Genomic DNA, 12,416 nt, shown 5'->3' on the forward strand with positions numbered 1-12,416 from the left:
TTAGCTTGCCGCCCTCCTTGAGCGCAGGTATAAACGGCGTTTTATACCGCAACTTGCACGCAAAATGTCTCTAACTTTTCTCTGGCACGATTACGAAACCTTTGGCGTTAGCCCGAAAAACGATAGACCCGCGCAATTTGCCGCCGTACGTACCGATGCCGAACTGAACGAGATCGGGACGGCAATCAACCTGCACTGCCAGCCGGCCAACGATTACTTGCCCGCACCCGAAGCCTGTTTACTGACCGGCATTACGCCGCAGCATTGCTTAGAGGTCGGCATTCCCGAATATCAATTTGCCGCCGCGATCGAGCGCGAGCTGGCAACACCGGAAACCATCGGAGTCGGTTACAACACGATTCGGTTTGACGATGAAGTAACGCGCTACTTGTTGTGGCGCAATTTGACCGACCCGTACGCGCGCGAATGGCAAAATGGCTGTGGCCGCTGGGATTTGCTCGACGTTGTGCGCACCGTTTACGCGCTGCGTCCTGACGGGATTAACTGGCCCCAGCACGAAGACGGTCGCATCAGTTTTAAACTTGAACACCTCACCGTCGCCAACGGCTTAACCCACGAAGCCGCGCACGATGCACTATCGGACGTGCGCGCCACAATTGCGCTGGCGCGGCTGATTCGCGACAAGCAACCTAAACTTTTCGATTTCTGCTTGGCGCTACGAAAAAAAGACCGCGTCTTTGACGAAATCAACCTCGCGCAACCCAAACCCTTTGTGCATATTTCCGGCATGTACGGCGTTGAGCGTGGCAATCTCGCCATCGTCTGGCCACTGGGCATGCACCCGACTAATAAAAACGAAATCATCGTATGGGATTTGGCGTTCGATCCGAGCGAGTTGTTTGGTCTGGACGCAGCCGAAATTCGCCGTCGCATGTTTAGCAAACAAGACGAGCTGGGTGACACGCCACGCTTGCCAATCAAAACCATCCACGCCAATAAATCACCGATAGTCGTCAGCAACATCAAAGTACTGCGCGAGCAAGACCTTGCGCGCTGGCAAATCGATTTGGCGCAAATCAACTCGCACGCAGCCAAACTGAGCGAAGCGCCGCTTTTGCCGTGGGGCGAAGTGTTTGTGCGCGAACGCGATAGCGGCGACAAGCCCGACGTTGACGGCAATTTGTATGGCGGTTTTGTTTCCAGCACCGATAGGCGCACGCTAACGCGTTTGCGCGGCTTGAACGGCGATAAATTGGCGAGCGAAATCGTGCATTTTGAAGATCGCCAGCTGGAAGAATTATTCTTTCGCTATCGGGCGCGCAATTTCCCCCACACGCTCAGCGAAGAAGAAACGATGCGCTGGGAACAATGGCGCAGCGCACGCTTGTTTGACGGAGCTGCCGGGGCGCTCACGCTGGAAGCCTACAGCGAAGAAATCGATCGCTTGGCCGAAAGCATCGGCGACGAGGGCAACGAGGACAGTGCGCGAAGCGAAGCCATTTTGGCCGCGCTGTACGATTACGCCGAAATGATCGCCCCCGAGTTTTAAGACTTTAATCGTCCCAGCGCGCCGAAGGGCCGCGCTTGGGCGAATACAAATAAATACTAAAATCCACGCCATCATCAAAACCATCGCGCTGCACCACCCCATCGCGACGATCGACAAACCAGCACCACAGCAAATACAGCAGCACCAGCGCCAATAAACCCCAAGCCAACCATTCAGCCTTCATCTCACCCTCCTCCCCTCAAGCAGTCAGGCTAGACCACAGCAGCGCACAGCGAAATTCGACCAACGGTTAATTTTTTATTAAAACTCGCCCGCTTCAAAGGCCGCCCTTCAAGACAGTTTTGCAATTTATGTGGGTATACCGTGCAAACCATTATTAGAAATAGCTTGTATCGCCATACCCACTAAAACCAATCAAACCTCGTTCAGCGTTTCTCGCACCAAACAAACGCAATACGCCACGACTTCTCGCCTTCCGCGCCCTTAAACAGCACTTTTTCGCGCTCAAAACACGCTAATTGGCTGTTTACCAAGGGTTTTTATATAGATCAATGCACTTGATTTATTAATTCTAGCGGCATAATCTTTTCATAAATCAAATTGATTTATTTATAACAACAAGCAATTTGATCGCAAACACACAGACCACTGCATTTAGGAGAAAGTCATGCTGCATACCCGCACTCACCTCGCCGTTGCTACTTTACTTGGCGCAATCGCCGCCCCTAGCTTTGCCGCCGAACCGGTGATTGGCTTGATCACCAAAACCGAAACCAACCCCTTTTTCGTCAAAATGAAAGAAGGTGCCACCGCCGAGGCCAAAGCCAAAGGCGCCAAACTAATTTCTGCCGCCGGTAAAACCGATGGCGACAACGCAGGCCAAGTCACCGCGATTGAAAACATGATCGCCGCTGGCGCTAAGACGATTTTGATCACGCCGAGCGATTCGAAAGCCATCGTGCCATCGATCAAAAAAGCGCGCGAAAAAGGCGTTTTGGTGATTGCGCTTGATAGCCCCACCGATCCGGTTGACGCCACCGATGCGCTGTTTGCCACCGACAACTTCAAAGCCGGTGTGCTAATTGGTGAATACGCCAAAGCCAGCCTCGGCGGCAAACCGGCCAAAATCGCAACGCTGGATTTATTCCCCGGCCACCCCGTTGGCGCGCAGCGCCACAATGGCTTCTTGCAAGGCTTTGGCCTGAAATCGCTGGACGCAAAAAGCAATGAGCTAGCAAAACCGGCAGAAGTCGTCTGTATGGCCGACAGCTTTGGCGATCAAGCCAAAGGCCAAACGGCGATGGAAAACTGCCTGCAGAAAAATCCTGACATCAACTTGGTTTACACCATTAACGAGCCCGCCGCCGCTGGCGCATTTAATGCGCTGAAAAAAGCCGGCAAGCAAAAAGGCGTCATGATTGTGTCGGTCGATGGCGGCTGCCAGGGTATTAAAGACGTCGCCGCGGGCAAAATCGCCGCAACCTCACAACAATACCCACTCAAAATGGCAGCAATGGGCGTCGCCGCCGGGGTTGAATACGCCAAAACCGGCAAAAAACCAACCGGCTACACCGATACTGGCGTCACGCTGATCGCCGCCAAAGCCGTCGCTGGCGTGAACAGCAAAGACACCAAAACGGGCATGGATTTGTGCTGGGGTAATAAATGAAACTGACTCAACAAGGTTCAGGTGCCGCAGAAGCGGCGGCACTTGAGCCAATTAACCCAGCCATCGGCGCTTCATCAAAAATCACGAGGAGTCTGGCCATGCCCAACTGGAAAGACCATCTACCGTCTATCGGTACGCTCGGCCCATTTTTAGCTTTGCTGATGGCTTGCACGTTTTTCTCGTGGCAAAGCGAGCAATTTCTAACCGGCGCGAATTTCTCGCTGATTTTGCAGCAAGTGATGGTCGTCGGGCTAATCGCGATTGGCCAAACGCTGATTATCCTTACCGCGGGGATCGATCTTTCCTGCGGCATGGTGATGGCGCTCGGTGGCGTGGTGATGACCAAAGTCTCGCACGATTATGGCGTACCGCCGATTGTCGCGATTTTTGCTGGCTTTGCTGTAACCGCGCTCTTTGGCCTGATTAATGGCCTGCTGGTTACGCGCATCAAACTGCCGTCGTTTATTGTCACGCTCGGAACGATGAATATCGCCTTTGCCATTACGCAGCTGTATTCACAATCGCAAACGATTACCGACCTGCCTGCGGGCATGACCTTCCTCGGCAACACCTTTAGCATCGGCCAAACCGAAGTCGCCTACGGCACGGTGTTGATGCTGGCGATGTATGCCATCAGTTGGCTGTGGCTGCGTGAAACCGCGCAAGGCCGCCATATTTACGCGGTGGGCAATAACCCCGAAGCAACACGCTTGACCGGTATTGCCACCCACCGCGTGTTGCTGATGGTGTATGTGCTGGCAGGCCTGTGTTACGGCGTCGCCGCCTTGCTCTCGGTGGCACGCACTGGCGTTGGTGATCCAAATGCGGGGCAAACCGAAAACTTGGACGCGATTACCGCGGTGGTACTCGGAGGCACCAGCTTATTCGGTGGTCGCGGGATTGTGATTGGCTCCTTAATCGGCGCATTGATTGTGGGGGTATTTCGCAATGGCCTAACACTGATGGGGGTTTCATCGGTATACCAGATATTAATCACCGGCATCTTGGTTATTTTGGCCGTTGCCACCGATCAGTTGTCTCGCAAAGGAGGCCGTTAAGATGAGCCTAGCTACCGAACTTGAACGCCCTCATGCAACGAGCAGCAACAACCGGCTGGTGCTGCAAGCCAAAGGGCTGGTGAAACGCTATGGGCAGGTGACTGCACTCGATGGCGCTGATTTTGAATTGCGCGCCGGCGAAATCATGGCGGTGATTGGCGACAATGGCGCGGGCAAATCTTCGTTAATCAAAGCGCTGTCGGGTGCAACAATCCCCGACAGCGGCGAGATTTTGCTCGATGGTCAGCGCGTAGAATTTAACAGCCCGATCGACGCACGCCGCGCTGGCATTGAAACGGTGTACCAAGACCTTGCCGTTGCACCTGCAATGACGATTGCCGAGAACTTGTTTTTAGGCCGCGAAATACGGCGCGATAATCTATTGGGCCGCTGGTTTGGCGCGTTGGATAAAAAGCGCATGCTCAACGACAGCATCGCCTATATGCAAGAGCTAAAAATCGGTATTCGTTCGATGAGCCAAGCGGTTGAAACGCTATCGGGTGGCCAGCGCCAAGGCGTGGCTGTGGCGCGTGCCGCAGCGTTTGCCCGCCACGTGGTGATCATGGACGAACCCACCGCAGCGCTGGGCGTGAAGGAAGGCAATATGGTGCTTGAGCTGATCCGCAATGTGCGCGATCGCGGCCTGCCGGTGGTGCTGATCAGCCACAATATGCCGCATGTGTTTGAGATCGCCGATCGCATTCACGTCGCCCGCCTTGGTCGCCGCGCAGCAATTTTGAACCCGAAAGCCATCACGATGAGCGACGCTGTTGCCGTCATGACTGGCGCCATGAAGCCAGAAGACATTCCGGCCGAATGGCTCGCCCATTAAGCAAGGACATCGCCATGCTAAAAGGAATTGATCCACTATTAACGCCTGATTTACTCAAAGTGCTGGCTGAAATGGGGCATGGCGATGAAATCGTGATTGCCGACGCCAACTTCACCGCAGCCTCGTTGGCGGGTAGTAAACCCCTGCTGCATTTGGCAGGCGTTGGCGTAGCGCGCACCGTTGAGGCTGTAATGAGCTTGCTGCCGCTCGATCAGGATGTCGCGCAACCGGTTGGCTATATGCAAGTAAGCCACCAACCCGATGGTTGGCGTAGCGCACTGCAACGTCATGTGATTCAGCAATTGAGCGATGCTGGGCATGCGCTGGAAACGCAATGCGAAGCGATCGAGCGATTTGCTTTCTACGAGCGGGTCAAGCAAGCTTACGCGATTGTATTAACCACCGAATTGCAACCCTACGGCAATTTCATTCTAAAAAAAGGGGTGATCTGTGAACCGCTCGCCGGATAGTACGCTGGCCGAACCCAGCCCCAAAGCGGCCAAGCTTAAACCACGTGGCTCGTCGCAAGGCGGTATGCGCCAATATAACGAGCGCGTCGTGCTGCAAGCGATCCGCTTAAATGGCCGGCTGCCAGGCGCCGAAATCGCCCGCTTAACGCATTTAACCGCGCAATCGATCTCGCTGATTACCAAGCGTTTACTCGACGATGAATTGCTAATCAAAGAGCAGCCACAGCGCGGCAAAGTCGGCCAGCCTTCGGTGCCGCTGGCGCTGAACCCCGATGGCGCGTTTGCGATTGGCGTTAAAGTGGGTCGCCGCAGCTTGGATGTGTTGCTGGTCGATTTTACTGGCGTGGTGCGCGAGCGCTGGGATTTGCAATACGACTTTGCCGAGCCGGAAATCGTGCTGGCCCACATCAGCGACTGCCTCGACAAAATTAAAGCTGTACTCCCCGCCGCGTGGTGGGAACGTATTCAAGGCATCGGCGTCGCCGCGCCATTAAATATGGGCGGCTGGCAACAGCTATTGGGCCTCGATCAGCGCATCGTTGCGCGTTGGGCCAGCTTTGCACTGGAAGATGAAATCGGTGCACTGTCAGGCTTGCCTGTGCAATCGATCAAAGACACCTCGGCCGCTTGCGTCGCCGAATTAGTCGCCGGTCGCGGGCGCGATATTCGCAACTTTGTGTATATCTTTGTCGATACCTTTATCGGTGGTGGTCTGGTACTCGATAGCCATTTGCACATCGGCCAACACGGCAACGCCGGAGCCTTGGGCTCACTCCCCCTTGGCATGGGCAGTCGCGGCAATGGCGCGCAACTACTCAACGTCGCCTCGCTGTATCAGCTAGAAAATCGCTATGTCGCCGCAGGGCTGGATGGCAAGGCCACCAGCGACGAGCGCAGCGTAAACCAAACGTACTGGCCGCACACGCAAGCGTGGTTAGCCGAAGCCGCGCCCGCGCTGGCCTTGGCGCTGCTCAACACCGCCTGCTTATTGGATTTGGAAGGCGTCATCCTCGATGGCTGCTTCTGCCGCGAGCTGCAAACTCGGCTGATTCAATCCACTCGCGTGGCGATGGGTGAATTTAATTGGGAAGGCGTTAGCCAACCGCAATTGATTGCAGGCGCCATCGGCTCTGACGCCCGCGCCCTCGGTGGAGCGCTCTTGCCGCTATACGCCAATTTCGCGCCCGATCGGGACTTATTTTTAAAACTCGACGCTGAATAAGGTGAACCATGCAAGCGCCCACCCCTGCCCTGCCCGTTTTCGTTTCAGCCGGCGAAGCCCTTACTGACCTTATTCGCACTGATGCGCAACACTGGGTCAGCAAAGTCGGCGGCTCAACTTGGAACGTCGCCCGCGTCGTTGCCAAACTTGGGCTCGCCAGCGCGTTTGCCGGAGCCATCAGTCGCGACTGCTTTGGGCAAGACTTATGGCAAGCCAGCCAAGCGGCACAATTAGATTTACGCTTTTTGCAGCAGCTCAATTACTCGCCGCTACTGGCCATCGTGCCCGCCAGCCATCCGCCGCAATATTTCTTTGTGGGTGATAATGCCGCTGATCTGCACTTTACCCCATCCAAACTCCCCGCAGGCTGGCAAAGCGCCGTGCAGTGGGTGCACTTTGGCGGCATCAGCCTCGCGCGCCAACCGCTCGCCGGCCAATTGCTGCAACTGGCGCGTGAACTAAAACGCGATTATCCACACGTTAAAATCAGCTACGACCCCAATTTTCGCATCTTGATGGACGAACACTACGACGCCACGCTACGCGAAATGAGCGCGCTCGCCGACGTAATCAAAGTCTCTGATGAAGATTTAGCCGGCCTATTTCGCACCCCAGACATAGATGCCGCCTTTGCCACGCTACGCAGCTATAACCGCAGCGCCAGCTATCTGTACACCCGTGGCGAACACGGCGCGAGTTTGTATATCAACGATGAAATGATTGATGCTGTTGCAATCTCCGTTCCGGTCGCCGATACCGTCGGCGCAGGCGATGCAACCATCGGTGGCTTTGCATACAGCCAGCTCAAGCATCCTGAACGCAGCAATCGCGAGCATTTAAACTTCGCCATCGCCAGTGGCGCCGCAGCCTGCCTCGAACACGGCGCAACACCGCCAACGCTAGAGAAAATTAGCGCCCTATATATGAGTTCTTCGGCCTGATTATTTGCCAGGGCGGTTGGCATCCCACGCGTGAAACGTTGCCGCGTTGTCTTTGTTAACCAAGGTGGTACTGAGCAGCACCAGCTCAGTATCGGCTTTTTCGCCTTGATGCAAGGCCACGCCCAAATCGATGCCTTTTCGCCCCATGCTCTCTGGCGATTGGCTTGCCGACACAATAATTTGCGAACCCGCCAAAATCGCGTTGACCACGGCTTGCGAGCCATCAACCGAGCCAATTTTGGTTTTGCCATGCCCCGCTTTTTTTAGCGCTTCTAAGGTTCCCAAAGCCTGCCTATCATTAATCGCAAACACCGCGTCCACCGCGCCGTAGGAGCCCAAAGCAGCTTTCATCGCCGTATGCCCGCCCCACACCGAACCTTCGCCATTTTCTTTATCAGAGACGAGCTCAATACCGGGGTATTGCGCCCACGCCGCTTTACAGCCGGCAACACGATCGAGCACCGATGAAACTTGCGGCCCGTTTTGGATTAGCACACGACCCTTGCCTTGAATACTACGCGCCAAGAAATCGCACACCAACTGCCCCGCTTGCAGATTATTAGTCAGCACCGTCTGCATCGCGCCATCCGCGCGCACGTCAACGCCAACGACGATTACACCTTGCTGCCTAGCACGCGCCAGCACTTGCGCGAATTTATGCTCATCAGATGCCGCGATCAGCAATAAATCGATTTTCATCTCCAGCAATTGATAAATCTGCTTGGTTTGTAAATCAACGGAATAGTCGGAAGAACGAACGATTAACTTTGCCGCCGGGTTGATTTGCTTTACGCGCTCCTGCGCGCCACGCGTTAAGGCAACAAAGTATGGGTTTTCTACGCTAGAAACACTCACCCCAACGCGCGCAGGCCAATCCGCCGCCATAGCCTGCATAGGCCACGCACAAATAAGGCTGAATAAAAATAAGCGAAATAAACGCTGCGCGAGGAGCATGACTGAATTCCTGCTAAGGGTGAGTTTCTACTCCACCTTACAGTTTTGCCGCCCAGCTTGCAGCGGGCAATCGACATTGAGCAGACAAAAGGCATCTGCTCGGACGCCGTTTCGAGTCCCGTCATAGCCCCAAAAGCTGGCAAAGCAAAAAAGCGCGCAAAAACGCAAAAACCCCGCTAATTTGCATTAGCGGGGTTTTACTTAACTGGTGGCTATGACGGGACTCGAACCTGTGACCCCAGCATTATGAGTGCTGTGCTCTAACCAACTGAGCTACATAGCCAAGAGAGCCCGCATATTAGTCTTGGTTCTGAGGGCTGTCAACCCCCTTTGCGTTTTTTCTTTCAATTATGTGCGCCTCTTGTTACCATTAGCCCTTCTCACAGGAGCCCAACGTATGCGCAAGTTGCTGTTTTTGTTGCTTCTTACCGTTTCAAGCCTTAGTTTTGCTGGCCGTATTTTGCCAGCAGGAAATTTAGCCGAACTTGAAGCCTATCAACCGCCGCAAATTAAATTAAGCGGCAAAGTGTATAACACGGCACCTGCGATTCAGTTTCGCGGCCTGAATAATACCTTGTTGATGCCGGGCCAAATCGCCCAGTTACCGCGCGATGCGCAAGTGTGGTTCCAAACCGAACCCAATACTGGTTTTGTTTGGCGTGTCTGGCTGGTTGGCGGCGAAGAAGCCAAGCAACTGGCAATCCGTGAGAAAGAAGCAGCGGCGGCTTTAAAAGAAGCTCAGCAGCAGTATTAATCGCTAGCGCTTTGTATATAAGCGCTACACGGCAATACCCCATAGCTCGCCTTGGTGAGCACGATTGTGTAAGTCCTTTCGCCAGCGCAACACCGCGCAGCCAAGGCAGCCCATTTAGCATTTCATTGAAAGACGTAAATTTATGAGCAAGAAAGTATTTATCAAGACCTTTGGCTGCCAAATGAACGAGTACGACTCGGACAAAATGGTCGATGTATTGCACGCATCGGAAGGCTTGAGCCGCACCGACAATGTTGAAGAAGCCGATGTGATTTTGTTCAACACCTGTAGTGTGCGTGAAAAAGCACAGGAAAAAGTATTTTCTGACTTAGGCCGTATCAAGGAATTGAAAAACGCCAACCCGAATATCGTCATCGGCGTCGGCGGTTGTGTTGCTTCGCAAGAAGGCGACACGATTGTGAAACGTGCACCGTACGTCGATATTGTATTTGGCCCGCAAACCTTGCACCGCCTACCTGAATTAATTGCTGAAAAACGCAAAACCGGCGTGTCGCAAGTCGATATTTCTTTCCCAGAAATCGAAAAATTCGACCATATGCCACCGGCGCGCGTCGAAGGCGGCTCGGCGTTTGTGTCAATTATGGAAGGCTGCTCGAAATACTGTTCATTCTGCGTCGTGCCGTACACGCGCGGCGAAGAAGTTTCGCGTCCGTTTGACGACGTACTGGTTGAAGTGGCGAACTTGGCGCAGCAAGGCATCAAGGAAATCCATTTGCTCGGTCAAAACGTCAATGCGTATCGCGGTAAGATGGAAGATGGCGAAATTGCCGATTTTGCAACGCTGCTTGAATACGTGCACGAAATTCCGGGCATCGAGCGCATGCGTTTTACGACCAGCCATCCAAAAGAAATGACGCAGCGCATTATCGATTGCTACAAAAACCTGCCAAAACTGGTGTCGCACTTGCACCTACCAGTGCAAGCCGGTTCAGACCGCGTGCTGGTGAATATGAAGCGCGGCTACACCACGCTGGAATACAAATCGCTGATCCGCAAATTACGCGAAGCGCGCCCTGATATTTGCATGTCGAGCGACTTTATCGTCGGCTTCCCCGGCGAAACCGAGGACGATTTCGAGCGCACAATGAAACTGATCGAAGACGTGCGCTTTGACGCCAGCTTCAGCTTTGTCTACAGCCGCCGCCCGGGCACGCCAGCCGCCGATTTGGGCGATGATGTGCCAGAAGAAGTGAAATTGGCGCGCCTGAAACGCTTGCAAGCGCGAATTGAAGAATTCGCCAGCGAGATCAATCAGGAAATGCTCGGCACTGTACAGCGTGTCATCGTCGAGAAAATCTCGAAAAAAGACAGCAACGAGCTGGCCGGCCGCACTGATAACAACCGCATCGTCAACTTCCCCGGCAACCCGCGCCTGATCAATCAAATGGTCAATGTGCGGATCACCAAAGTGTTCCCGCATACGCTAGGCGGTGAGCTGGTGATTCTGGAAGACTAAGATTAAATGGCGGGTATATCCCGCCATAATTTATGGAATAAGCCTTGCACACTGATACCCTATCTTTTACTCCCATCGACAACGCCCGTCTTGCCAATCTGTGCGGGCCGCTGGACGAAAACCTCAAGCAAATTGAAAACGCGCTCGACGTGACGATTTCACGCCGTAACGAGCATTTCAAAGTTGCTGGCCGCACCAAGGTCGTCAATCAGGCGCTTGATGCGCTGGAATATTTTTACAACGAAGCGGTGCGCAAAGAGCTGGAAGTTGATGATATTCAGCTTGGCCTGATCGAAATCATCCGCGGCCCGGAAGAAGCACAATCCGATGTCGATACGCCAGTGCTGCGCACGCGTCGCGCCGATTTGCGCGGCCGCACGCCGGGGCAGAATGTTTATTTGAAGCAAATTCAGGATAACGACATTACTTTCGGCATCGGCCCAGCAGGTACAGGCAAGACGTATCTGGCTGTAGCCAGCGCAGTAGATGCGCTAGAGCGCGATACCGTCAAACGTTTGATCTTGGTACGCCCTGCGGTGGAAGCGGGTGAGAAGCTGGGCTTCTTGCCCGGCGATTTAACGCAAAAGGTCGATCCTTACCTGCGCCCGCTGTACGACGCGCTGTACGACTTGCTCGGCTTTGATCATGTCACCCGGCTATTCGAAAAAGGCATTATCGAAATCGCACCGCTGGCCTTTATGCGCGGCCGTACGCTCAACCATAGCTTTATCATCTTGGACGAAGCGCAAAACAGCACACCCGAACAGATGAAGATGTTTTTGACGCGGATTGGTTTTGGCAGCAAGGCGGTGATTACCGGCGACCCAACGCAGGTCGACTTACCGAAACACATGAAGTCGGGTCTGGTTGACGCGCAAGAAGTATTGCAAGGCGTGCGCGGGATTGGCATTCATCACTTCACCAGCGACGACGTTGTGCGTCACCCGCTGGTGCAAAAGATTGTGAACGCCTACGAAAAAGCAACCAAAAAACGCGACGAAGAAGCCGCTGCGCGCAAAGCCAAACAAGAGGCCGAGCGAGAAGCCTTTAACAAGGCTGGCAGCACAAACTGAGAACACCATGAGTAAGAACATCGAAATCAATATCCAAAACGAAAGCACTTTAAGCCCAATTCCACGCAAAAAATTGCTGAAAGAATGGGTGCGTGCGGCGCTGGGCGCGCAAGTGGAAATGGCGCAAATTACGCTGCGCTTTGTTGACGCCGAGGAAGGCCAGACGCTGAATCGCGAGTATCGCCAGAAAGACTACGCGACCAATGTGCTGACGTTTACATTTAACGACGATTTGCCGCAAATCGACGGAATGCCGCTGTTGGGCGATTTGGTTTTCTGTGGCTCTGTGATCGAGCGCGAAGCGCAAGAGCAAAACAAGCCACTGCTGGCGCATTACTGCCATATGGTCGTTCACGGCACCTTGCATCTGCAGGGATTCGACCATATTGAAGATGACGAAGCTGAGACAATGGAAACGCTGGAAACGCAAATTGTCATGAGCTTGGGTTATGATGACCCGTATCTCAGTGAGAAAGCACCAGCTTAATCACCGCG

At 53.9% G+C, this 12,416-nt stretch carries 13 protein-coding genes and 1 tRNA gene; 11 read left to right on the plus strand and 3 right to left on the minus strand.

The window, feature by feature from the left end:
* Positions 1-64 precede the first annotated feature (64 nt).
* Positions 65-1,510: an exodeoxyribonuclease I gene (gene sbcB / locus NT239_06565; protein XGA72486.1), complete on the plus strand. Its 1,446-nt coding sequence runs from the start codon at positions 65-67 to the stop codon at positions 1,508-1,510.
* Positions 1,511-1,514: 4 nt separating this feature from the next.
* Here sbcB and NT239_06570 read toward each other — a convergent pair whose 3' ends face one another.
* Positions 1,515-1,694 (minus strand): hypothetical protein, encoded by a 180-nt coding sequence (locus tag NT239_06570; protein XGA72487.1) that lies wholly within the window; start codon positions 1,692-1,694, stop codon positions 1,515-1,517.
* A gap of 444 nt (positions 1,695-2,138) precedes the next feature.
* On the opposite strand from NT239_06570, the gene NT239_06575 reads away from it, so the two are divergent.
* From NT239_06575 to NT239_06600, 6 genes are read left to right on the plus strand one after another with little or no spacing between them, the layout of a single operon-like run.
* Entirely contained in the window at positions 2,139-3,140 is a 1,002-nt protein-coding gene (locus tag NT239_06575; protein ID XGA72488.1) for a sugar ABC transporter substrate-binding protein, read from the plus strand.
* Positions 3,137-4,198 carry an ABC transporter permease gene (locus tag NT239_06580; GenBank protein ID XGA72489.1) on the plus strand — a complete coding sequence of 354 codons (1,062 nt, stop codon included), beginning with the start codon at positions 3,137-3,139 and terminating at the stop codon, positions 4,196-4,198. The genes NT239_06575 and NT239_06580 overlap by 4 nt, the downstream gene beginning before the upstream one ends.
* A 1-nt stretch (position 4,199) precedes the next feature.
* Complete coding sequence (locus NT239_06585) at positions 4,200-5,030, plus strand: ATP-binding cassette domain-containing protein (protein ID XGA72490.1); 831 nt, start codon at positions 4,200-4,202, stop codon at positions 5,028-5,030.
* A 14-nt stretch (positions 5,031-5,044) separates the two neighbouring features.
* Positions 5,045-5,500 carry an RbsD or FucU transport gene (locus tag NT239_06590; protein XGA72491.1) on the plus strand — a complete coding sequence of 152 codons (456 nt, stop codon included), beginning with the start codon at positions 5,045-5,047 and terminating at the stop codon, positions 5,498-5,500.
* Positions 5,481-6,722 (plus strand): ROK family transcriptional regulator, encoded by a 1,242-nt coding sequence (locus NT239_06595; GenBank protein ID XGA72492.1) that lies wholly within the window; start codon positions 5,481-5,483, stop codon positions 6,720-6,722. The genes NT239_06590 and NT239_06595 overlap by 20 nt, the downstream gene beginning before the upstream one ends.
* An 8-nt stretch (positions 6,723-6,730) precedes the next feature.
* Positions 6,731-7,663: a carbohydrate kinase gene (locus tag NT239_06600; GenBank protein ID XGA72493.1), complete on the plus strand. Its 933-nt coding sequence runs from the start codon at positions 6,731-6,733 to the stop codon at positions 7,661-7,663.
* On the opposite strand, the gene NT239_06605 is transcribed toward NT239_06600, so the two are convergent.
* Positions 7,664-8,617, minus strand: coding sequence for a substrate-binding domain-containing protein (locus NT239_06605; protein ID XGA72494.1), 954 nt, complete (start codon positions 8,615-8,617; stop codon positions 7,664-7,666).
* Positions 8,618-8,823: 206 nt separating this feature from the next.
* Positions 8,824-8,900 (minus strand) — tRNA-Met (locus tag NT239_06610).
* A gap of 114 nt (positions 8,901-9,014) precedes the next feature.
* Between NT239_06610 and NT239_06615 the strand changes: the two genes are divergently transcribed.
* The 4 genes from NT239_06615 (at position 9,015) to ybeY (ending at position 12,408) form a co-directional block, all read left to right on the plus strand.
* Entirely contained in the window at positions 9,015-9,371 is a 357-nt protein-coding gene (locus tag NT239_06615; GenBank protein ID XGA72495.1) for a hypothetical protein, read from the plus strand.
* A gap of 142 nt (positions 9,372-9,513) precedes the next feature.
* Entirely contained in the window at positions 9,514-10,848 is a 1,335-nt protein-coding gene (miaB, locus tag NT239_06620) for a tRNA (N6-isopentenyl adenosine(37)-C2)-methylthiotransferase MiaB (protein XGA72496.1), read from the plus strand.
* 44 nt (positions 10,849-10,892) lie between these two features.
* On the plus strand, positions 10,893-11,921 hold the full coding sequence (locus NT239_06625; GenBank protein XGA72497.1) for a PhoH family protein: 1,029 nt from the start codon (positions 10,893-10,895) through the stop codon (positions 11,919-11,921).
* A gap of 7 nt (positions 11,922-11,928) precedes the next feature.
* Positions 11,929-12,408 (plus strand): rRNA maturation RNase YbeY, encoded by a 480-nt coding sequence (ybeY, locus tag NT239_06630; GenBank protein ID XGA72498.1) that lies wholly within the window; start codon positions 11,929-11,931, stop codon positions 12,406-12,408.
* Positions 12,409-12,416 lie beyond the last annotated feature (8 nt).

This window comes from Chitinibacter sp. SCUT-21 (assembly GCA_041874755.1).
In the GTDB taxonomy this organism is placed as follows: Bacteria; Pseudomonadota; Gammaproteobacteria; order Burkholderiales; family Chitinibacteraceae; genus Chitinibacter.